Origin of the sequence: Olsenella sp. An188, from assembly GCF_002160255.1 — a bacterium.
Classification (GTDB): domain Bacteria; phylum Actinomycetota; class Coriobacteriia; order Coriobacteriales; family Atopobiaceae; genus Thermophilibacter; species Thermophilibacter avistercoris.
Window position 1 is genome coordinate 294,298 of record NZ_NFKF01000002.1, and the last position, 20,794, is coordinate 315,091.

Annotated in this window: 17 protein-coding genes, 1 tRNA gene and 1 pseudogene; 13 read left to right on the forward strand and 6 right to left on the reverse strand. The window is 68.9% G+C overall.

Features of this window, described 5'->3' with window-relative positions; translation table 11 throughout:
• Positions 1-27 precede the first annotated feature (27 nt).
• On the reverse strand, positions 28-1,086 hold the full coding sequence (locus B5F23_RS03700) for a LuxR C-terminal-related transcriptional regulator (protein WP_158096112.1): 1,059 nt from the start codon (positions 1,084-1,086) through the stop codon (positions 28-30).
• A 204-nt stretch (positions 1,087-1,290) separates the two neighbouring features.
• On the opposite strand from B5F23_RS03700, the gene B5F23_RS03705 reads away from it, so the two are divergent.
• The 3 genes from B5F23_RS03705 to B5F23_RS03715 all read left to right on the forward strand — a co-directional run bounded on the left by B5F23_RS03705 (position 1,291) and on the right by B5F23_RS03715 (position 7,685).
• The gene (locus B5F23_RS03705) at positions 1,291-5,025 is read left to right on the forward strand and encodes a phosphoribosylformylglycinamidine synthase (protein WP_087351931.1); all 3,735 of its coding nucleotides are present in this window, start codon (positions 1,291-1,293) and stop codon (positions 5,023-5,025) included.
• Positions 5,026-5,163: 138 nt separating this feature from the next.
• Positions 5,164-6,153 carry a DMT family transporter gene (locus tag B5F23_RS03710; RefSeq protein WP_241145786.1) on the forward strand — a complete coding sequence of 330 codons (990 nt, stop codon included), beginning with the start codon at positions 5,164-5,166 and terminating at the stop codon, positions 6,151-6,153.
• Between the two features lie 224 nt (positions 6,154-6,377).
• Positions 6,378-7,685: a serpin family protein gene (locus B5F23_RS03715; RefSeq protein WP_087351933.1), complete on the forward strand. Its 1,308-nt coding sequence runs from the start codon at positions 6,378-6,380 to the stop codon at positions 7,683-7,685.
• Here the strand turns inward: B5F23_RS03715 and B5F23_RS03720 are convergent.
• Entirely contained in the window at positions 7,682-7,879 is a 198-nt protein-coding gene (locus tag B5F23_RS03720) for a hypothetical protein (RefSeq protein ID WP_087351935.1), read from the reverse strand. The two genes, B5F23_RS03715 and B5F23_RS03720, sit on opposite strands and share 4 nt — an antisense overlap.
• A 173-nt stretch (positions 7,880-8,052) precedes the next feature.
• Between B5F23_RS03720 and B5F23_RS03725 the strand changes: the two genes are divergently transcribed.
• Positions 8,053-8,622 (forward strand): RNA polymerase sigma factor, encoded by a 570-nt coding sequence (locus B5F23_RS03725; protein WP_206392218.1) that lies wholly within the window; start codon positions 8,053-8,055, stop codon positions 8,620-8,622.
• Positions 8,623-8,775: 153 nt separating this feature from the next.
• Here the strand turns inward: B5F23_RS03725 and rhuM are convergent.
• A pseudogene (rhuM, locus tag B5F23_RS10070) lies at positions 8,776-8,859 on the reverse strand (RhuM family protein); the annotation flags it as partial.
• Between rhuM and B5F23_RS09835 the strand changes: the two are divergent.
• On the forward strand, positions 8,854-9,063 hold the full coding sequence (locus B5F23_RS09835) for a hypothetical protein (protein ID WP_206392221.1): 210 nt from the start codon (positions 8,854-8,856) through the stop codon (positions 9,061-9,063). The pseudogene rhuM and the gene B5F23_RS09835 overlap by 6 nt on opposite strands.
• Positions 9,064-9,254: 191 nt before the next feature.
• Here B5F23_RS09835 and B5F23_RS03735 read toward each other — a convergent pair whose 3' ends face one another.
• Together B5F23_RS03735 and B5F23_RS03740 are read right to left on the reverse strand one after the other, a co-directional pair.
• Positions 9,255-10,433, reverse strand: a complete 1,179-nt coding sequence (locus B5F23_RS03735; protein ID WP_087351937.1) for an NAD(P)-dependent malic enzyme — start codon at positions 10,431-10,433, stop codon at positions 9,255-9,257.
• A gap of 140 nt (positions 10,434-10,573) precedes the next feature.
• Positions 10,574-11,107, reverse strand: coding sequence for a hypothetical protein (locus B5F23_RS03740; protein WP_087351939.1), 534 nt, complete (start codon positions 11,105-11,107; stop codon positions 10,574-10,576).
• Positions 11,108-11,377: 270 nt separating this feature from the next.
• Here B5F23_RS03740 and galE point away from each other — a divergent pair, with 270 nt between their 5' ends.
• The 3 genes from galE to B5F23_RS03755 are packed head-to-tail and all read left to right on the forward strand — an operon-like array spanning position 11,378 to position 14,471.
• A complete protein-coding gene (gene galE / locus B5F23_RS03745) occupies positions 11,378-12,433 on the forward strand; it encodes a UDP-glucose 4-epimerase GalE (RefSeq protein ID WP_087351941.1) in 1,056 nt (351 codons plus the stop codon).
• Between the two features lie 30 nt (positions 12,434-12,463).
• A complete protein-coding gene (locus B5F23_RS03750; RefSeq protein ID WP_087351943.1) occupies positions 12,464-13,507 on the forward strand; it encodes a polyprenyl synthetase family protein in 1,044 nt (347 codons plus the stop codon).
• A gap of 46 nt (positions 13,508-13,553) precedes the next feature.
• Positions 13,554-14,471: a peptidoglycan-binding domain-containing protein gene (locus tag B5F23_RS03755; RefSeq protein WP_087351945.1), complete on the forward strand. Its 918-nt coding sequence runs from the start codon at positions 13,554-13,556 to the stop codon at positions 14,469-14,471.
• A gap of 174 nt (positions 14,472-14,645) precedes the next feature.
• Here B5F23_RS03755 and B5F23_RS03760 read toward each other — a convergent pair.
• Positions 14,646-14,720: transfer RNA gene (locus B5F23_RS03760), tRNA-Gln, on the reverse strand.
• 103 nt (positions 14,721-14,823) lie between these two features.
• On the opposite strand from B5F23_RS03760, the gene glmU reads away from it, so the two are divergent.
• The 5 genes from glmU to gltA all read left to right on the forward strand — a co-directional run bounded on the left by glmU (position 14,824) and on the right by gltA (position 20,587).
• Positions 14,824-16,218, forward strand: coding sequence for a bifunctional UDP-N-acetylglucosamine diphosphorylase/glucosamine-1-phosphate N-acetyltransferase GlmU (glmU, locus tag B5F23_RS03765; RefSeq protein ID WP_087351947.1), 1,395 nt, complete (start codon positions 14,824-14,826; stop codon positions 16,216-16,218).
• Positions 16,219-17,217 (forward strand): ribose-phosphate diphosphokinase, encoded by a 999-nt coding sequence (locus B5F23_RS03770; protein ID WP_087351949.1) that lies wholly within the window; start codon positions 16,219-16,221, stop codon positions 17,215-17,217.
• 398 nt (positions 17,218-17,615) lie between these two features.
• Positions 17,616-18,191: an aminoacyl-tRNA hydrolase gene (gene pth, locus B5F23_RS03775; protein WP_087351951.1), complete on the forward strand. Its 576-nt coding sequence runs from the start codon at positions 17,616-17,618 to the stop codon at positions 18,189-18,191.
• 165 nt (positions 18,192-18,356) lie between these two features.
• Entirely contained in the window at positions 18,357-19,199 is an 843-nt protein-coding gene (locus tag B5F23_RS03780; protein ID WP_087351953.1) for a sulfide/dihydroorotate dehydrogenase-like FAD/NAD-binding protein, read from the forward strand.
• Positions 19,187-20,587, forward strand: a complete 1,401-nt coding sequence (gene gltA, locus B5F23_RS03785) for an NADPH-dependent glutamate synthase (protein ID WP_087351955.1) — start codon at positions 19,187-19,189, stop codon at positions 20,585-20,587. Before B5F23_RS03780 ends, gltA begins: the two co-directional genes overlap by 13 nt.
• The last annotated feature ends 207 nt before the right edge of the window (positions 20,588-20,794 follow it).

Below are 20,794 nucleotides of genomic sequence, written 5' to 3' on the forward strand. Positions count from 1 at the left end.
ACGAGACAGAGGGACTGTCCTCTCGCATCACCGTCCATACCCCTCGAGCGGGGCTTCGTACGCCAGGCTCACGGTCGTCCCAACACGGACCTCCGTCCCGGGGTCGAGAGACATGCTCGTAACGCGCGGCTGGTTGACCATGGGCTTGTCAGGCACCCCCTGGTAGCTGGTAAAGGCCGGGTCGGGAACAAGCCCCGCGTCCTCAAGCGCGCGCGTTGCGTCAATGGGCGACATGTCATAGACGCTGGGCACCTCGGTGTCGCTTGTGACCGTGAGGTAGACGGTCGCGCCCTCGTAGAGGCTGTCCGGCAGCCGCGGGTCCCCGTCGGAGAGCGCCTCTGTGATGAGGCAGCGCTCGTCGTCCACGTCTCCCTCACGCGTGACTCGAACCTCAGCGACGCCGCCCTCCCGATAGCCTGCCACGACGTCGTCAAGGCTCACGATGCCGAGGGTGTGGGAGATGGCGGTCAGCTCACCGGGCGCAGCCTCCGCGGGGCCCGCCTGCTTGCCCGGCCACCACGCGGCGACGGCCAGGAGGATGAGGAGAATCGCAACCGACACGATTGCGAGGGTCCCACGGCGGCGCGCCTGACCGCGCGGGCGCTCCGGAGCGCCCTTCTCGCCTGATGCGAGAAGCCCCACGAGCTCGCCGCGTGAGTGAATGCCCAGCAGCCGGTAGCCGTTCGCGCGGGCCGAGCTGACCGTGCCCGGGGCAATCCCGAGCTCCCGGGCTATCTCCGCGGAGCTGTTCCCGGCAGCAACGAGCGCAAGGACGGATGCCTGCGTCTCGCTGAGTCCGCGGGCACGAAGCGTCTCTCGCCCCACGGGCCCGACCGAGGGGGAGGCCGCGGGGGCTCCGCACTTCTCGATGAGCTCGGAGGCGCCGGAGAGGCCCAGCTTGCGATAGGCGTTCTGGCGCAGGCTCCCCACGGTCGAGGGGCTGATGCCCATGAGCGGCGCCGCCGCCTCCGCGGTCATGCCGGCCAGGACGGATCGAGCGGCAAGACGCTCGCGCTCGGTAAGGCCACGCTCGGCAAAGAACCGCTCTGCCTCGGGTGACGCCTTGGGGATGCGCTCCTCTGCCATGCGTGCCTCCCTTCCCCGCCGTGCCTCGAGTATAGGGCGTGAGACGCCCCCGCCCGTGGCAACGCGCATATGAACCTCGTTTGCCATGCGCCCTACGGACACGGGAGGCGGGCGATGACACGCGCCAGCCCCGCGAGCGGTAGCATTTTGCCGTAGAATGGTGGGACTAGTCGGCTTCCTCGGTATCTCAGGAGGTAACAGCGCATGGTCTCTCGCATCTATGTGGAGAAGAAGCCTGGATTTGACGGAGAGGCCAAGGGCCTCGAGCGCGAGCTCAAGACGCTCCTTGGCATCGACGCCCTCACCAACCTGAGAATCATCAACCGCTACGACGCGGAGGGGCTCACGCCCGAGCTCTTCGAGCGCTGCGTGCCCACGGTCTTCTCGGAACCGCAGACCGACGTGGCCACCACCGAGATGCCCGAGGTCGCCGCAGGCGCCGCGGTCTTTGCCGTCGAGTTCCTCCCCGGCCAGTTTGACCAGCGCGCCGACTCCGCGAGCGAGTGCATCCAGCTCATCTCCCAGGGAGAGCGCCCCGTCGTGCGCTCCGCGAAGGTCTACGTGCTCGAGGGCAGCCTCAGCGACGAGGACGTCGCCGCGGTCAAGCACTACGTGATCAACCCGGTCGAGGCGCGCGAGGCCTCCCTCGAGCCGCGCGCCACGCTGCGCCAGGACTACCCCGAGCCGGCGGACGTCGAGGTGCTCGACGGCTTCCTCACGCTCGACGCCGCCCAGCTCCAGGCCTTCATCGACGAGCGCGGCCTGGCCATGGACCTCGCGGACATCACCTTCTGCCAGAGCTACTTCGCCGGCGAGGGCCGCGTCCCCACGATCACCGAGATCCGCATGATCGACACCTACTGGTCCGACCACTGCCGCCACACCACCTTCGGCACGGCCCTCGAGCACCTGCAGTTTGACGACAAGGTCGTGGCGGCCGCCTTCGACCGCTACATGGAGATGCGCCACGAGCTCGGCCGGGACAACAAGCCCATCTGCCTCATGGACATGGGCACCATCGGCGCCAAGTACCTCAAGTCGACCGGCCAGCTCAAGAACCTCGACGAGTCCGAGGAGATCAACGCCTGCACCGTCAAGGTCAAGGTGGACGTCAACGGCGAGGACCAGGACTGGCTGTTCCTCTTCAAGAACGAGACCCACAACCACCCCACCGAGATCGAGCCCTTCGGCGGCGCGGCCACCTGCATCGGCGGCGCCATTCGCGACCCGCTCTCCGGCCGCAGCTACGTCTACCAGGCCATGCGCGTGACCGGCGCGGCCGACCCCACGGTCCCCGTGTCCGAGACCATGGCCGGCAAGCTCCCGCAGCGCAAGCTCGTCACCACCGCCGCCGCCGGCTACTCCAGCTACGGCAACCAGATCGGCCTGGCAACCGGCCAGGTCAGCGAGCTCTACCACCCCGGCTACGTGGCCAAGCGCATGGAGATCGGGGCCGTCGTGGGCGCCACGCCGGCCAGCCACGTGCGCCGCGAGTGCCCCGCCCCCGGCGACGTGATCGTGCTTCTCGGCGGCCGCACCGGCCGTGACGGCATCGGCGGCGCCACGGGCTCCTCCAAGGCCCACAACGTCGAGTCCCTCGAGAAGGACGGCGCGGAGGTCCAGAAGGGCAACGCCCCCATCGAGCGCAAGCTCCAGCGCCTCTTCCGCCGCGAGGACGCGTGCCGGCTCATCAAGCGCTGCAACGACTTCGGCGCCGGCGGCGTCTCGGTGGCCATCGGCGAGCTGGCAGACGGCCTGGACATCAACCTCGACCTCGTGCCCAAGAAGTACGAGGGCCTAGACGGCACCGAGCTCGCCATCTCCGAGAGCCAGGAGCGCATGGCCGTGGCCCTGGCCCCCGAGGACGTCGACGAGTTCCTGCGCTACGCCCACGATGAGAACCTCGAGGCCACGCCCGTCGCCACCGTCACCGAGGAGCCCCGCCTGCGCATGCACTGGCGCGGAGCCACGATCGTCGACGTGAGCCGCGAGTTCCTCGCGTCCAACGGCGCGCCCAAGTCGCAGTCCGTGCGCGTCGAGGCCCCCGCGGAGTTCGAGCACACCTGGCCCGGCTCCACAGTCGGTGAGAAGTTCCGCGCGCTCGTGACCGACCTCAACGTGGCCTCCAACAAGGGCCTCTCCGAGCGCTTCGACTCCACGATCGGCGCCGCCACCGTCCTCATGCCCTTCGGCGGCCGCACGCAGCTCACGCCTGCGATGGCCATGGTCGCCAAGCTCCCCGTCGACGGCGAGACCACCACGTGCTCGGGCATGGCCTGGGGCTTCAACCCCTACCTCATGAGCGCCAACTGCTACACGGGCGCCTACCTCTCGGTCGTCGAGTCCGTCGCGCGCATGGTGGCGGCCGGCTTTGCGCACGAGGACCTCTACCTCACGTTCCAGGAGTACTTCGAGCGCCTGCGCGACGTCCCCAGCCGCTGGGGCAAGCCCACCGCCGCCCTTCTCGGCGCCCTCATGGCGCAGGTCGACCTGGGCATCGGCTCCATCGGCGGCAAGGACTCCATGTCCGGCAGCTTCGAGGACCTGGACGTGCCGCCCACGCTCGTCTCGTTCGCCACGGGCCTGGGCCACGTCGACCGCGTGACGTCGCCCGAGTTCAAGGGCGCCGGGCACCGCGTGCTCGTGGTCGTCCCGGACTACGCCGAGGACGGCCTCACGCCTCAGGCAGACGCCCTTCTCGCCGCGTTTGACCTGGTCGAGGGGCTGGTTGGCCGCGGCGACGCCCTGGCCGTCTCCACGCCCGGCTACGGCGGTGCCGCCGAGGCCGCGTTCAAGATGTGCGTGGGCAACCAGCTGGGCCTCGAGGTCGCGCCGGCGTTTGGCTCCGACGCCCTCTTCTGCCCCTCCTACGGCAGCTTCCTCGTGGAGCTCTCCGACGACGCCACGCTGCCCGAGCCGCCCGAGGGCGTGACCCTCTCGCTCTTTGGCACCACGACCGCCAGCTACGAGCTCACCGTCTCCGGCGAGAAGATCGACCTCTCCGAGCTCCAGGAGGCCTGGGAGGGCGCCATCGAGAGCGTGTTCCCCTACCGCGCCGACGGCGAGAGCGTTGAGCCCATCTCCTTCGACCCCGAGCTCGCCCGCGCCGCCCGTCCGGCTCCCGCCGTCCGCGTGGCGCGCCCGCGCGTGGTCATCCCCGTCTTCCCGGGCACCAACTGCGAGTACGACACCGCGCACGCCTTCGAGCGCGCCGGTGCCGTGGCGGACGTCTTCGTCATCAACAACCTCACGCCCGAGGCCGTGGCCGAGAGCACCCACGAGCTCACGCGGCGCATCCGCGAGAGCCAGATCGTCATGATCCCCGGCGGCTTCTCCGGCGGCGACGAGCCCGACGGCTCCGCCAAGTTCATCACCGCGTTCTTCCGCGCGCCCGAGGTCACCGACGCCGTGCGCGAGCTCCTGCAGTCCCGCGACGGCCTCATGCTCGGCATCTGCAACGGCTTCCAGGCGCTCGTGAAGCTGGGCCTCGTGCCCTACGGCGACATCCGCCCGATGGACGACACCTGCCCCACCCTCACCTTCAACACCATCGGTCGCCACCAGAGCCGTCTCGTGCGCACGCGCGTTGCCTCGACGCTCTCCCCGTGGCTCTCCAAGTGCGAGGTCGGCGACGTCCACAACATCGCGATCTCCCACGGCGAGGGCCGCTTCGTGGCCTCGCCCGAGCTCCTCGATAAGCTCGTGGCAGCCGGCCAGGTGGCCACGCAGTACGTGGATGAGAGCGGCGTCCCGGGCATGTCGCTCGACGTCAACCCCAACGGGTCGGTGCTCGCCATCGAGGGCATCACCTCGCCGGACGGTCGCGTCCTCGGCAAGATGGGCCACACCGAGCGCTCCGGCGCCGGGCTCTACAAGAACGTGCCGGGCAACGCGTACCAGCCCCTGATTGAAGGCGGCGTGGCGTACTTCACGGCATAAGTTCGCACGCACGGCTGGCCGCCCGCCCTTCTCCCCAGCTCATTGGGCTTCGCCCAAAAGTCGCTGGGCGAGAAGGGCGGGCGGCCTGTTGCTGTGCGTCATCTGCAAAGCACCAACACGCCGCCGGAGGATCTAGACGTGATTGCTGAAGAGGAAAACGCACCTGCAAAGAAGCCGTTTCTGGCCACCACGCCGGGCGTGGTTCTCGCCTGCCTGGCGGCGTGCTTTCTGTGGGGGTCGGCGTTCCCGTGCGTGAAGATCGGCTACGAGCTGTTTGCCGTCGACGCTGCGGACGTGCCGTCCATCCTGGCGTTTGCGGGGGTGCGCTTCACGCTGGCCGGGCTCATGGTGGTGGTCGGCATGAGCGTGGCGCGGCGGCGCGCCTTCGTACCCGAACGGCGCGACCTGCCGGCCATCGGGGTGCTGTCGCTCTTCCAGACGGTGCTGCAGTACGTGCTCTTCTACGTGGGCCTCGCCAACTGCGCGGGCGTCACGAGCTCCATCCTCGAGGCGAGCAACTCCTTTCTCTGCGTGCTGCTGGCGGCGCTCGTCTTTCGCTTCGAGCGGCTCACGCCGCGCAAGCTGCTCGGCTGCGCGGTCGGCTTTGCCGGCGTGGTGCTCGTCAACGTGACCGGCGAGTCCGGCGGGCTCTCGTTCACGCTTGCCGGCGAGGGCATGGTGCTCGCCTCGACCGTGGCCGCCGCCACGTCGAGCAACCTCGCCAAGCGCTTCTCGTCCAGCCACGACCCGGTGCTGCTGTCCGGCTGGCAGTTCGTGGTCGGAGGCGTGGTCATGATGGCGGTGGGTTTCGCCGCAGGCGGGCACGTGGCGCCTGCCGACGCCGCCGACCCGCTGCCCGCACTCGCGCTTCTCGGCTACCTGGGCTTCATCTCAGCGGCCGCCTACTCACTGTGGTCGCTCGCGCTGGCCGCGAACCCGGTCTCGCGCGTGGCGGTCTTCGGCTTCATGAACCCGGTCTTTGGCGTGCTGCTCTCCGCGGTCCTTCTCGGCGAGACGAACGTGGTGAGCCCCGTGGTTGCCGTTGCCGCGCTTGCGCTGGTGAGCGTGGGCATCGTGGTGGTGAACCGGCCCGAGGCGGCCGTCGGAAGTGCCCGACGCGAGGCGTGACTTTGGTTGTCAGTGCTTTTTGCCCGGTCGTCCGAGTAGCTCCTCGAAAAGGCCTCGCAAAGCCGCAGGTCAGAAAATGGCACCTGAGAGATAGTACTTAGGCTCCCCTCGCAAAACCGCAGACAACCCCGCCCAACGGCCCCGAGACGCTCGTCGCCGAACGCGCAGCGGGCCCCAGCGCCGGCGCGCCTACGATAGGGGCGTCGACAACGGAGGGAGCAGCCATGGGACGACCCGCCAAGACCCTCACACGCGTGGTCCTTCTCGCCCTGTGCGTCGCGCTTGCCGGGTGCGCGCCGTCCTCGCTCAGCCTCACGGCGACGGAGCTCACCGCGCACGAGGGCCTTGCGGCGGACGACTCCCCCATCTACGACACGCTCACCGACCCCACGGCGGAGGCCGCCGTCTACGACTTCTCCGCACGGCTCTTCCGGGAGTGCGTGCGGCAGGACTCGGGAGGCAACGTGTTCGTCTCCCCGCTCTCGGTGCTCTACGCGCTCGCGCTCGCGGAGAACGGCGCCGCGGGACAGACGCTTGCGCAGCTCGAGGCGGCCACGGGGATGAGCGCGGGGCAGCTCACGGACTACCTCAACGCCTACGCGCGGCGCACGGCGGGAGAGGACGTCTTCGACGCGGGCGTGAGCGGGGACGCCCTCGAGCTCTCCCTGGCAAACTCCGTCTGGCTGCGCGACTCCGAGGGTCTTGTCGTGGGTGACGAGTTCCTCGCGGCGTGCGGGGAGCGGCTCGGCGCTCAGGCATACCGCGCCGCCTTTGACCAGTCCACGGTCGACGACGTCAACGCATGGGTGAGCGAGCGCACGCACGGGATGATCCCGGAGCTGCTAAGCCAGATCCCCGCGAGCGCGCAGCTCTACCTCATCAACGCGCTCGCCTTCGAGGGGACCTGGGAGGAGCCCTACGACGAGGAGGGCAGCATCGAGCCCGACGTCTTCACCACGGAGGAAGGCGTCGAGCAGGATGTGCGGATGATGCGCTCGCACGAGCAGAGCTACCTGGAGAACGACCTGGCCACGGGCTTTGTCAAGCCGTACGAGAACTACAACTACGCCTTCGTGGGGATCCTTCCCAACGAAGGCGTCACGGTCGGCGAGCTCCTGGAGTCCCTCGACGGGACGGCGCTGCGCGAGTTGCTCACGCCCGTCGAGTACGCCTCGGTGGACGCGGGGCTACCGATGTTCACGACCACCTACCAGACCGAGCTCACCGACGCCCTGCGCGCGCTCGGCATAGACGATGCCTTCGATGGGCAGGCCGCGGACTTCTCGCCCATGGGCGAGTCGGAGGACGGGCCGCTCTACGTTGGCCAGGTGATTCACAAGACCTACGTCGACGTGAACGAGGAGGGCACGCGCGCCGCGGCAGTCACCTCGGTCGGGATGGACGGCGCCTCCGGCACCCCCGACAATCCCGTGGTCAACGAGGTCATTCTCGACCGGCCGTTCGTTTACCTGATCGTGGACCAGCAGACCATGACGCCCGTCTTCATGGGAGTGGCCGAGTCAATCGGCTAGCCCTTCGGCCGTCGGTGCGTGAGGTGCCAGCCGCCGCAGTACGGGCACTCGTAGACAAAGATCTTTGGCGCGTCCTTGCGGCGCGAGCTCTTCTCGGCGGCCTTTGCCGCCTCCACACGCGTCTCGTAGCGCCTCTTGCGCCCGCACGCCCTGAACTCCGCCGGATCCTCGCCGGCCCTTGGCTGCGCCCTCATGACTCGCCTCCCCCGTCGCGCGGGCGTAACGCCCCCCTGCATGGCCCGCCTCAGGATACGCCAAAATGAGGGGAACAATTTGCCCTCCTCGCGCATGTTATGGGCAGGGAGGTGATGCGCAAGTGACTGGCCAGACCAACGGATCAAGCCCGCACAAGCGTGGCGAGAAGTTCATGCGGTATGCGATGGGCGCGCACGGAGGGTCCGTCTACCTCGCGGCGCTCGCGCAGACCCGCTCGGAGCACGACGCGCAAGACGTTGCGCAGGACGTGTTCTGCAGGCTACTTACCGACGAGACCGCCTTCACCGGCGACGAGCACCTGCGCGCCTGGCTGCTGCGCGTGACGGTGAACCGGTGCCGCGAGCTTCACCGGATGCCGTGGCGACGCCGCGTGGACGCGCTCTACGACGCCTACGCGGCACCCTCGGATCAGGGCGCGGTCAACGAGCAGATCTGGCGGGCCTTCGACCTCGTCGCGGTCTGCGCGGCCGAGGAGTTTGCGCAGAGGATGGCGGGCGTTGAGCTCACGCTCTCTGCGAGCCTCGCGAACGGGAGCGCGCAGACGCGGCGCTATCGCTTTGACCCCGTGGAAGACGCGAGGGAGCGCTACGCAGCCTACCTCGGCCAGATCACCGACCTCGAGCTCCAGCGCGAGGTCGAGGGCACCGACACGAGCGCGCAGGTCCAGGAGCTCATGGGCAACCCGCCAAGCCTCTACCTCGTTACGGAGCTGGACGGGTAGGCACGCGGCCGTATAGCTCTGCACGATGTCGAGCACCTGGCGCGTACCGAGGTCGTCCGGGATGCGCGCCATCACCTTGGTGACCTTGCCCAGCTGCTCGAGCCGGCGCTCGTTCTCCACATGGCCGGCCACGACGTAGCGGCGCAGCACGTCCGTGGCCCAACGGCGAAACTCCACGCCGCGCCGCGACTTCACGCGATAGCCGACGGAAAGAATCATGTCGAGGCTGTAGTGTTCGACCTGCCGAACAACCTCACGGTCGCCCTCGAGTCGAACTGTCGCAAATTTTGCGACAACTCGACTCTCGCTTCCCGCAAGCTCCTCGCGCAGCGCATTCGCGACGTGCTTGCCAATCGTCTTAACGTCGCGGCCATAAAGCGCGGCCAGCTGGTTGCGGTTAAGCCAAATCTCCTCACCCTCGGGGTCAATTCTTACTGGTAGCGTAACCTCCCCGTCTGCCGACTCAAAACAGGACAATGCCCTTCTCCGTGCTCATGTGCGCCTCCTATCCATCGGACTTCTCGATAGAACGAATGTACGCCTATGACCGGACAATAATTAGGCAGCAAGAAGGCGGCCCGCCTCCAACGGCGGACCGCCAATGATACGGAAGGGACTGTTCCCTTTGTCTCCTACGCGCGAGCGACTCCGGACTTGCGGGCCGCCTCGGCCACGGCAGCAGCCACGGCAGGCGCCACGCGCTCGTCAAAGGCGCCGGGGATGATGTACTCGGCGCAGCGCTTGTCGTCGTCCACCAGGCCGGCGATGGCGTAGGCGGCGGCCTCCATCATCTCGTCGTTGATGTCGGAGGCGTGCACGTCCAGGGCGCCGCGGAAGATGCCCGGGAAGGCCAGGACGTTGTTGATCTGGTTGGGGAAGTCGGAGCGGCCCGTGGCGGCCACGGCGGCGCCGGCCGCCAGCGCCTCGTCCGGCATGATCTCCGGCACGGGGTTGGCGCAGGCAAAGATGATCGGGTCGGCGGCCATCGTGCGCACCATGTCGGCCGTGAGCACGCCCGGCGCGGACACGCCCACAAAGACGTCGGCGCCGGCCACGGCGTCGGCCAGGGTGCCCTTCACGCCCTCGCGGTTGGTCCACGTGGCGATCTCGGCCTTCTCGGGGTTGAGGCCCTCGCGGCCCTCGTAGATGGCGCCCGTGCGGTCGCAGATGATGACGTCGCGCACGCCCATGCGCTGCATCAGCTTGGCGATGGAGATGCCCGCGGCGCCGGCGCCGGAGAAGACCACGCGCACGTCCGCCAGCTCGCGGCCGGTGAGGCGGCACGCGTTGATGAGCGCGGCGCAGGTCACGACGGCCGTACCGTGCTGGTCGTCGTGGAAGACGGGGATGTCGCAGACCTCCTTGAGGCGGCGCTCGATCTCAAAGCAGCGCGGCGCGGAGATGTCCTCGAGGTTGATGCCGCCAAAGCTGCCGGCCAGCAGCTCCACGGTGCGCACGATCTCGTCCACGTCGTTGGAGCGGATGCACAGCGGGAAGGCGTCCACGTCCGCGAAGGTCTTGAACAGGGCGCACTTGCCCTCCATGACCGGCATGCCCGCCTCGGGACCGATGTTGCCCAGGCCCAGCACCGCGCTGCCGTCCGTGACCACGGCCACCAGGTTGCCGCGGCGCGTGTACTTGTAGGAGTCCTCCACGTTATCGCGGATCTTGAGGCACGGCTCGGCGACGCCCGGCGTGTAGGCCACGGCCAGCTCCTCGGGCGTGGTGATCGGCGCGCGGCTGATCACCTCGATCTTTCCGCCCCACTCCTCGTGCTTGTCCAGCGCGTACTGCTTGGCGTCCTCGGCCATGTGTGCTCCCATCTCACGGACCGGCCACCGCCGGCCAGAACTCACGACAAGCACCAGTCTAGCCGCGGGAGGCGCACGCGCGCCCACAATTTCGACGTTTGACACGCAGGCGAGAAGAACGCCAACCCGCGCGCCCCCGCCTACCCCAGTGCGATCGCGCCGAGCCAGCCCCACCGCGGCTCGGACATCACCCCGTACGCGCTCGCCCACAGCTCGAGCGGAGCCGTCCGCACCCGTCCGCCGGCGCACTCCATCACCTGGCCGTCCCCCACGTAGAGGCCCACGTGGCCGTGAGCCCAGCCGGCCGTGTCGTAGGGGTGGCGTCCCACGGCCACGATCATCCCCACGAGCAGCTCGCGCGCGTCCGTGAGGTGGCAGAACCCGTCATAGAGCTCCCGCGCCGTGCCGACCACGTAGGGAGCCCCCGCACTCGCCAGCACGTTCTCGACCCACGTCGCGCACTGGTCCTCGCAGGTCGCGGGCGTGGCGTGCGCGCACTCGACCGCGCGCCGCTGCCGCGCGCCCGCGTCCATGAGCGCCTGCGGCTCGTGGCCCGCCGGCACCTCTCGCCAGGCGGGCTGCCCGTGGACGGTCGTCGCGCCGTCCTCGGCGAGAAGCCCGCGCGCGGCGAGCGACGCAAGCAGGCGCTCGCGCATGTGGTCCTTCTCGCCCAAGCGTCCTCCCGGGGTAGCGCGACAGCCTCGTGCCCAGTCTACCAGCGACCCCCCGTGATGGCCCTCGTGCCCCGCCCCGGAGCCGTCGGACGCACCCGTACCCTCCGCGACCGAGCGCGGGGTGACGCGGCCCGTGCCCGCCCGCCGTCAACCGGAAAGATTTGGGGTTGTTCGCACGGCGAGAAGAACCGCGCCCCCAGGTCGTATACTGTTCAATGGCCTAAGGAGCAGCCCGACGCGCCTGCGCGGGAGCCAGCAGAAAGGACCCTCATGAGCGAGAAGATCGCACCCCAGGACACCTGCGTGCTCGTGACCGGCGGCGCCGGTTTCATCGGCAGCCACACCGTCGTCGAGCTCCTCAAGGGCGGCTACCAGGTCGTCATCGTGGACGACCTCTCCAACGCCTCGCCCAAGGTGTGCGAGCGCATCAAGACCATCGTGGGCGAGAGCGCCGCGGGCAACCTCGCCTTCTACGAGGCCGACGTCAACGACCGCGCGGCCCTCACCAAGATCTTCGACACCCACCGCATCGACCGCGTGATCCACTTCGCCGGCTTCAAGGCCGTCGGCGAGTCCGTCACCAAGCCGATCGAGTACTACTCCAACAACATCGGCAACACGCTCACCCTGGTGGACGTCATGCGCGAGCACGGCTGCAAGTCCATCATCTTCTCCAGCTCCGCGACCGTCTACGGGGACCCGGACTCTCTGCCGCTCACCGAGGAGAGCCCCAAGAAGCCGGCGACCAACCCCTACGGCTGGACCAAGTGGATGATCGAGCAGATCCTCACCGACCTCCACACCGCCGACCCCGAGTGGGACGTCGTGCTGCTGCGCTACTTCAACCCCATCGGCGCGCACCCCTCGGGCCTCATGGGCGAGGACCCCAAGGGCATCCCCAACAACCTCGTGCCCTACGTCGCGCAGACCGCCATCGGCAAGCGCGATGCCGTCCACGTCTTCGGCAACGACTACGACACCCCCGACGGCACCGGCGTGCGCGACTACATCCACGTCTGCGACCTCGCCTCGGGCCACGCGGCGGCGCTCGCCTGGATGAACGGGCGCACCGGCGTCGAGGTCTTCAACCTCGGCACGGGCAAGGGCACCTCGGTGCTCGAGATCATCCGCGCGTTCTCCGCGGCGTGCGGCCACGAGGTCCCCTACGTCATCGAGCCGCGCCGCGCCGGCGACGTCACCGCCAACTACGCCGACTGCACCAAGGCCCGCGAGCTCATGGGCTGGGAGGCCAAGTTCGACATCGACGACATGTGCCGCGACTCCTGGAACTGGCAGTCCAACAACCCCAACGGCTACGAGGGCTAGCCGCCCCGGTCACCGGAAGCGAGAAGAACCATGGCACAGCCCTTCGTCGACTACCTCGCCAGCCGCCTGCCGCTCGTGGAGGACGCGCTCACGCGGGCCGCGGACGCCCCGCTCACGGACGGCGCCTGCGCGGGCGACCTGCGCGGCTTTCTCTACGAGCCGCTCGAGCGCTTCACGGCGGGCGGCGGCAAGCGGGTGCGGCCGGCGCTCTGCCTGCTTGGGGCCGAGGCCGTTGGCGGGAGGGCTGCCGACGCGCTCTCGTCCGCCGTGGCCGTGGAGCTCTTCCAGAGCGCCGCGCTCATCCACGACGACATCGCCGACGAGGGCGAGCTGCGCCGCGGCGAGCCGTGCCTTCACCGCACCGTCGGCGAGGGGCTGGCGATAAACGCCGGCGACCTGGCGCTCGTCCAGGTCTTCGAGGTGGTCCTCTCCGACGGCCGGCTCGACCCGGCGCGCCGCCTGCGCGTGCTGGAGGAGCTCGCGCGCATGGAGCGCCACACCCTCGAGGGGCAGGCGCTCGACCTGGGCTGGGTCCGCGAGGGGCGCTGGGACGTCACCTCGGACGACTACCTCTACATGGTCACGAGCAAGACGGCCTGGTACTCCGCCGCCATGCCGCTCTACCTGGGCGCGCTCGCCGCGGGCGGGGCGGAGGAGGCGGCGCGCGGCCTGCTCGACCTCGGGCTCGACGCGGGCGTGGCCTTCCAGCTCCAGGACGACCTGCTCAACCTCGTCGGCGACGCCGAGGCGCAGGGCAAGGACTTCCGCTCCGACATCACCGAGGGCAAGCGCACGCTCGCCGTGGTCTGGGCGCTCGAGCACCTGGGCGAGAAGGACCGCTCCGAGCTCGTGGGGCTTCTCGCGAGCGCCACGGCGGACCCCGCCGAGCTGGCGCGCGCCGTGGAGCTCATCGAGGCGGGCGGCGGCATCGAGCGGTGCCGGGCGCTCGGGCGCGAGCTGGCGGAGCGCGCGAAGGGGCGGGCCTGCGGGCTCGCCGAGGACGGGCTGGTCACGGCAGAGGCTCGCGACCTTCTCGTCTCTATGGCAGACTTCTTCGTGGAGCGAGCGGCGTGAGGGCACCAATGCCGCCGCGCACCCCACTGAACGCATAGGAGAGGACATGGACACGATCTGCGAGGGCGCCGTCGGCGCCGCCGTCGAGGACATTCAGGACAGGCTTGGCTCCGTGGGCTACGCCGTCGACGAGGCCGAGCGCGCCGAGAGCCGCTTCGGCCGCTCCACCGCGACGGCCGTCGCGCGCTTCCGGCTGGACCACGGCCTCTCGCTCGGCGACGCCGTGGACGCCGCCACGTGGTCGGCGCTCGTCGACGAGTGCTACCAGCTCGGCGACCGCACCCTCTACCTGCGCCTCCCCAACTTCCACGGCAACGACGTCCGCCAGCTCCAGGAGCGCCTCAACGTGCTCGGCTTCTCCTGCGGCGAGCCCGACGGCGTCTACGGCGTCCACACCGAGGCGGCCGTGAAGCTCTTCCAGGAGAGCATCGGCGCGCTCGCGGACGGCATGGCCTTCCCCGACACCTTCGACGCCATCGAGCGCCTGCGCCACGTCTGGGCCGGCAAGCCCGCCGCGGGCCCGCACCCCCAGGGCGCCATGGGCTTCGCCCGCGCCGCGAGCGTGCTCAACGACGCCGGCATCGCCATCACCGCAGACGACCCCATCTCGCGCAACGTGGCCGGCCGTATCTGGAACCTCGCCCACGCCACCGTCGACGACTGCGCGCTCGACCTCGTGGACTCCCCCGAGTCGACGCCCTCCGACGCGCGCGCCCTCATCGTGCTGTCCACCGAGCCCCTGCCCGAGAACGTGGCGCCCGACATGGGCAACGTCATGCTCGACGACATAGACACGCTGCCGATGCGCCTGCGCACGGCCATCCAGAGCTCGCCCGCCCGCCCGCGCGCGGTGCGCGTGGAGCTCCCGGTCGGCGCGTCGGCCTTCACGATCAGCGACGCCCAGACCTTCGCGGTCCTTCTGCTCGACGCCATCTGCGCCGCGTTCGACCGCCTGGAGCTGTAGGGGGCCGCACCGCGGCGAGCCCGAGGCGTGCTCGAGCAGAGCCCGGGGCCAGCGGTTAGGCCTCGCATGTCAGAAGGTAGGAGAAACACGAGGTCCTTCTCGCCCGGCGAGAGGGACCTTCTGCCCGTGCATGTCTCAGGGCTTGCGGAAGGCGCAGGCGCCACAAGAGAAAAATGGCAGGGGTAGTAGGATTCGAACCCACATTGATGGCACCAAAAACCACTGTCCTAACCATTGGACGATACCCCTGTGCGCAAGCATTGTAGCAAGAAGCTGGCACCGTCCGCCCACGACAATCTGGGGTATCATGGATGCGCAAACAGGGACAAACGCGTCGCTTGGAGGCTACCCAATGCCCATGACCGCGATCATCCTCGCCGCCGGCGAGGGAACGCGCATGAAGTCCCGTCACCCCAAGGTAATGCACAAGCTTCTTGACCGCCCGCTCGTCTCCTGGGTCATCCGCGCCGCGCGCGGGGCCGGGGCCGAGCGCGTCGTGGTGGTCGTGGGGCACGGCGCTGACGAGGTGCGGGCTCATCTAGCAGGCGAGAAGGACGTCGAGTGCGTCGAGCAGACCGAGCGGCTGGGCACGGGCCACGCCGTTCGCGTGGCGCTCGAGGAGGCGTGCGTCAACGAGGGTGCGGTGCTCGTCCTGAACGGCGACGGCCCGCTCGTCGAGAGCGAGACCCTCCGCCGCCTGGCCAAGCCCGTCGCCGACGACGGAGCCGCCGAGGCCATCCTCACCTGGACGCCTGCCGACCCCTTCGGCTACGGCCGCCTCGAGTTCGACTCCGAGGGCGACGTGACGCGCATCATCGAGCAGAAGGACTGCACGCCCGAGCAGGCCGCGAGCCTCACCGCGTGCAACCCCGGCTTCTACGCCTTCGACGGCGCCAAGCTCGCGGCCCACATCGGTGAGCTCTCCACCGCCAACGTCCAGCACGAGTACTACGTCACGGACATGGTGGAGATCCTGCGCGGTCACGGCGAGCGCGTGGCCGCCGTGCGCACCGAGGACGCCGACGAGCTCCTCGGCGTAAACAGCCGCGCCCAGCTCGCCCAGCTCACGGCCATCGCGCGCGACCGCATCAACGCGCGCCTCATGGACGAGGGCGTCACCATCGTCGACCCGGCGACCACCTGGGTCGGCCCTGACGTGACCGTCGGGCGCGACACGGTCCTTCTCCCCATGACCATGCTCTGGGGGAGCACGACCGTCGGCGATGAGTGCGTGGTCGGCCCCAACACCCGCCTCACCGACTGCACGGTGGGCTGCCGCGTCTCCCTCGAGGAGACCGCGGGCGTTGACGTGACGATCGACGATGACGTCACCTGCGGCCCGCGTTGCTACCTGCGCGGCGGCGCGCACGTCTTGCGCGGCGCGCACGTGGGCACCCACGTCGAGATCAAGAACTCCGTGATCGGCGAGGGCTCCAAGGTCCCGCACCTCTCCTACATCGGCGACTGCACGATGGGCTCCGGCGTCAACATCGGCGGCGGCTCCATCACCTGCAACTACGACGGCGTCCACAAGAACCGCACCGTCATCGGCGACGACGTCTTCGTCGGCTCCGACACCATGATGGTCGCGCCCGTCACCATCGGCGACGGCGCGCTCGTGGGCGCAAGCTCCTGCGTCACCAAGGACGTCCCTGCCGACGCGCTCTACCTCGAGCGCGCCGAGCAGCGCATTGTAGAGGGGTACGCCGCCAGGCGACTCGAGCGACTCAAGAGAGACGAGGCCTAGATGTACGAGAACCTGAGCGAGCCCATGCCGCTGAAGAAAGAGATCAAGCTCTACACCGGCACCGGCAACCCCGAGCTGTCCCAGAAGATCGCCGACATCCTGCACCTCGAGCTTCAGGGCCTCAAGATCGAGAAGTTCGCCAACGGAGAGATCTACGCGCGCTTCGACGAGTCCGTCCGCGGCGACGACGTCTTCTTCATCCAGTCGCTCTCCGGTGCTAGCGTCAACGACCTGCTCATGGAGACCCTCGTCGTGGCCGACGCAGCCAAGCGCGCCTCCGTCTCCAAGTTCACCGCCGTGCTCCCCCACTACTGCTACGCGCGCCAGGACCGCAAGGCCGCCGCGCGCGAGCCCATCACCGCACGCCTCGTGGCCAACCTCCTCGAGGCCGCCGGCGTCGACCAGGTGATCACCGTCGACCTCCACCAGGGCCAGATCCAGGGCTTCTTCGACATCCCGGTGACGCACCTCACCGCCCTGTACCTCATCGGCGACTACTTCAGGGAGAAGGGCTTCGACTGGACCAACACCGTCGTGGTCTCCCCGGACATGGGCCGCGCCAAGGTCGCCAAGCGCCTCGCCGACTACCTGGGCTGCGAGGTCGCCATCGCCCACAAGAGCCGCCCGAAGCACAACGCGTCCGAGGTCATGGGCATCATCGGCAACATCGAGGGCAAGACCTGCATCGTCAACGACGACATGATCGACACCGCGGGCACCCTCTGCAACTCCGTCCGCAAGCTCAAGGAGATGGGCGCCGGCGACATCTACGTCTCCGCCACGCACGGCATCTTCTCCGGCGAGGCCATCCAGCGCCTCGAGGACGCCCCGCTCGTGGAGTGCGTCGTCACCGACATCATCCCCTGCGAGGCCGTCAACCTCCCCGGCTCCAAGATCAAGACCGTCTCGGTTGCCAACGAGCTCGCGGAGGCCATCAACAGCGTCTACATGCGTCGCTCCGTCTCCGAGATCTTCGGCGGCCGCGGCGCCGAGATCTGATCGGCCGAGAAACCCCTGCGCACCGCTCGGGGCCGCCTTCGGGCGGCCCCGCTGCATGTGAGGACACGTTCGCGCCGGGCCCGCGCGACGCGCGCTTAAGAAACCCGAGTTGTGGCAATCTCGGCCACCACGGTGCTTAGGAATCCGGGGTTGTCCCTGCCGCGGAGGTGCCCGTGCTTAAGGAATCAGGGTTGTCCCGCTCCGGCGGGCGAGAAAAACCACCATCCGGGCGTCCTTCTCGCACATAGGCGGGCGGTCGCAGGGGGACAACCCGGCTTTTCTAAGCGCAAAACCTCGGCCGAGTGCCATAACCCCCAATTCGTAAGCACCCGACCCGCGGCGGGCGGCACCGGGCCGCGGGCATCTACAATGTGGTGATCGCAACGAAAGGAGGCGCCATGCCTGCAAAGACCCCGGCCAAGTCGGCCGCAGTCCGCATCGTCTGCGGCCTCGGCAACCCCGACGCCGAGTACGCCCACACCCGCCACAACGCCGGCTTCGCCACGATAGACGCGCTCGCGGCGCGCCATGGCGTGCGCTACTGGAAGTCCGAGGCGGGCGCCCAGGTCGCCTCGATCTCCGTGGCCGGCGCCGACGGCGAGAGGCGCGAGGTGCTTCTCGCCAAGCCGATGAGCTACATGAACACGTCCGGCGGGCCGCTCTCCAAGCTGGCCCGGGCCCACCGCGTGCGACCGGAGGAGATCCTCGTGGTGCACGACGAGGTCGACCTGGCGGCCGGCGAGGTACGCCTCAAGCTGGGTGGCGGGCTCAACGCCCACAACGGCCTGCGCTCCATCGCCGACAAGCTCGGCAGCCGCGACTTTGCCCGCGTGCAGTTTGGCATCGGCCGGCCGCCGGGGCGCATGGCCGTGGCCGACTACGTGCTGCGCGAGCTCAAGGGCAGCTTCCTCGACGAGTTCGAGCTCACCGTCGAGCGCGCCGCCGACGTCGTGGAGGACGCGCTGCGCAGCTAGCCGCGCAGCGCGCCGAACGCTTTCGCGTCCCTTCTCGCCGCCCACCGGTCTTCTCGGCCGCGCATGCCGGCGGAACCGCTGCTCTGGGGTACAATTGCGATTTGGTAGAGAGCCGCGAGGGGTTCTGGCTCAAAGCAGAGACTTGCAGGAGAGGAGTTCGGTTTAATGTACAAGATCCTCGAAAAGACGCAGTTCTCGGAGAAGGTGTTCAAGTTCCGCATAGAGGCGCCGAGGATGGCCAAGCACGCTCACGCCGGCCAGTTCCTCATGGTGCGCGCCAACGAGACGGGCGAGCGCGTCCCGTTCACGCTTGCGGGCTGGAACCCCGAGGAGGGCTGGGTCGAGTTCATCTTCATGGTGATCGGCAAGACCACTGAGATGCTGTCCACCTACGAGGCGGGCGACTCCATCCAGGACGTCACCGGCCCGCTCGGCCAGCCGACCGAGATGGCCGACGGCCCCTGCGCCGTCATCGGCGGCGGCGTCGGCCTCGCCATCGCCTACCCGGTGGCCAAGCACCTGGTGGAGACCGGCCACGAGGTCCACGCCATCATGGGCGCGCGCACCAAGGACCTGCTGCTGCTCGAGGAGCAGTTCCGTGAGCTCCTCCCGAAGGACCACATCCACATCACCACCGACGACGGCTCCTACGGCGAGAAGGGCGTCGTCACCGCCCCGCTCGAGCGCCTGCTGCAGGACAAGGCCGTCAGCCAGGTCTTCTGCGTCGGCCCCGTGCCGATGATGAAGTTCTCCGCCCTGACCGCGGAGAAGTACGGCACGCCGATCACCGCGTCGCTCAACCCCATCATGGTTGACGGCACCGGCATGTGCGGCTGCTGCCGCGTCGAGGTCGACGGCAAGACGAAGTTCGCCTGCGTCGACGGCCCCGACTTCGACGCCACCAAGGTCGACTGGAACGACCTGCGCGCGCGTCAGGCCGCGTATCTCACCGAGGAGGGCCAGTCCCTCAAGGCCTACGAGGAGGCGAACTGCGCATGCCACAGGTAAACGGTCGCTTTGTTCCCGACATGAAGTCCCCGCGCACCCCGGACAACGAGGAGCCGGCCGCCGAGCGCGCGTGCGACTTCCGTCCCGTCGACAAGGGCTTCACCAAGGAGATGGCGCTGGCCGAGGCCGAGCGCTGCATGGACTGCAAGAAGCCGTTCTGCGTCGAGGGCTGCCCCGTCAACATCAACATCCCCAAGTTCATCGAGAAGATCCGCGAGGAGAAGTTCGGCGAGGCGCTCGACGTCATCCGCGAGGACTCGATGCTGCCCGCCATCTGCGGCCGCGTGTGCCCGCAGGAGAACCAGTGCGAGGGCAAGTGCATCCGCGGCAAGAAGGGCGAGCCGGTGGCCATCGGCCAGCTGGAGCGCTTCCTCGGCGACCAGCCCGAGCTTGCCTCCAAGCCCAAGATGGCCCCCAAGAACGGCAAGAAGGTCGCCGTGGTTGGCTCCGGTCCCTCCGGCATCACCTGCGCCGGCGAGCTGGCCCGCAACGGCTTTGACGTCACCGTCTTCGAGGCGTTCTTCACCGGCGGCGGCGTGCTCGTCTACGGCATCCCCGAGTTCCGTCTGCCCAAGGCGGTCGTGAAGCGCGAGATCGACGGCCTCGAGGAGCTCGGCGTCAAGTTCGAGTACAACTCCGTCGTGGGTCGCATCACCGACGCCGACGAGCTCTTTGCCGAGGGCTTCGACGCCATCTACATCGCCACCGGCGCCGGCCTGCCCAAGTTCCTGAACGTCCCCGGCGAGAACCTGCCCAACGTGTTCTTCGCCAACGAGTACCTCACACGCGTCAACCTCATGAAGGCCAACCGCTTCCCCGAGTACGACACGCCCACCAAGCACGGCAAGAACGTCGTGGTCTTCGGCGGCGGCAACGTGGCCATGGACGCGGTGCGCACCGCCAAGCGCCTGGGAGCCGAGCGCGCGATCATCGCCTACCGCCGTACCGAGGACGAGATGCCCGCCCGTCGCGCGGAGCTCCACCACGCCAAGGCCGAGGGCGTCGAGGTCATGCCGCTCGTGGCCCCTCTCGAGTTCGTGAAGGGCGAGGACGGCTGCGTGTGCGCCGTGCGCGTCCAGAAGATGGAGCTCGGCGAGCCCGACGAGTCCGGCCGCCGTCGCCCGGTGCCCATCGAGGGCGCCATCGAGGAGATCCCCTGCGACGTGGCCATCTCCGCCATCGGCACCAACGCCAACCCGTTTGCCAAGATGATCGGCGACATCAAGCTCAACAAGTGGGGCTACATCATCGCCGACGAGGACGGCCGCACCTCCGACCCGCGTATCTGGGCCGGCGGCGACATCGTCACCGGCGCGGCCACGGTCATCCTGGCCATGGGCGCCGGCAAGACGGCGGCAGCCAGCATCACCAAGACGCTCGTCGGGTAAGTCTGGCGAGAAGAACCTCGCGCCGCAACCGACGGCCCCGCCGGTTTTCACGCGGAAGTGCACTTCGTGAAACTTCCGCTTAGAAAACCGGCGGGGCCTTTTCTGTCACGAGGTTCTTCTCGCCGCCCGCGCGTCCGTCACGCAAGCCGCGTCGCCCGGCGCGCCCGCCATGCGCTCACTTCATGCCCGCACTCGAAGCCCGCACCA

Bases quoted from the DNA above. Each gene is read 5' to 3' on its own strand.
- B5F23_RS03725 (WP_206392218.1), top strand. From the start codon at position 8,053: ATGCGGTATGCGATGGGCGCGCACGGAGGGTCCGTCTACCTCGCGGCG.
- B5F23_RS03700 (WP_158096112.1), bottom strand. From the start codon at position 1,086: ATGGCAGAGGAGCGCATCCCCAAGGCGTCACCCGAGGCAGAGCGGTTC.
- gltA (WP_087351955.1), top strand. From the start codon at position 19,187: ATGCCACAGGTAAACGGTCGCTTTGTTCCCGACATGAAGTCCCCGCGC.
- B5F23_RS03705 (WP_087351931.1), top strand. From the start codon at position 1,291: ATGGTCTCTCGCATCTATGTGGAGAAGAAGCCTGGATTTGACGGAGAG.
- B5F23_RS03750 (WP_087351943.1), top strand. From the start codon at position 12,464: ATGGCACAGCCCTTCGTCGACTACCTCGCCAGCCGCCTGCCGCTCGTG.
- B5F23_RS03780 (WP_087351953.1), top strand. From the start codon at position 18,357: ATGTACAAGATCCTCGAAAAGACGCAGTTCTCGGAGAAGGTGTTCAAG.
- B5F23_RS03755 (WP_087351945.1), top strand. From the start codon at position 13,554: ATGGACACGATCTGCGAGGGCGCCGTCGGCGCCGCCGTCGAGGACATT.
- B5F23_RS03720 (WP_087351935.1), bottom strand. From the start codon at position 7,879: ATGAGGGCGCAGCCAAGGGCCGGCGAGGATCCGGCGGAGTTCAGGGCG.
- pth (WP_087351951.1), top strand. From the start codon at position 17,616: ATGCCTGCAAAGACCCCGGCCAAGTCGGCCGCAGTCCGCATCGTCTGC.
- B5F23_RS03770 (WP_087351949.1), top strand. From the start codon at position 16,219: ATGTACGAGAACCTGAGCGAGCCCATGCCGCTGAAGAAAGAGATCAAG.
- B5F23_RS03715 (WP_087351933.1), top strand. From the start codon at position 6,378: ATGGGACGACCCGCCAAGACCCTCACACGCGTGGTCCTTCTCGCCCTG.
- glmU (WP_087351947.1), top strand. From the start codon at position 14,824: ATGCCCATGACCGCGATCATCCTCGCCGCCGGCGAGGGAACGCGCATG.
- galE (WP_087351941.1), top strand. From the start codon at position 11,378: ATGAGCGAGAAGATCGCACCCCAGGACACCTGCGTGCTCGTGACCGGC.
- B5F23_RS03735 (WP_087351937.1), bottom strand. From the start codon at position 10,433: ATGGCCGAGGACGCCAAGCAGTACGCGCTGGACAAGCACGAGGAGTGG.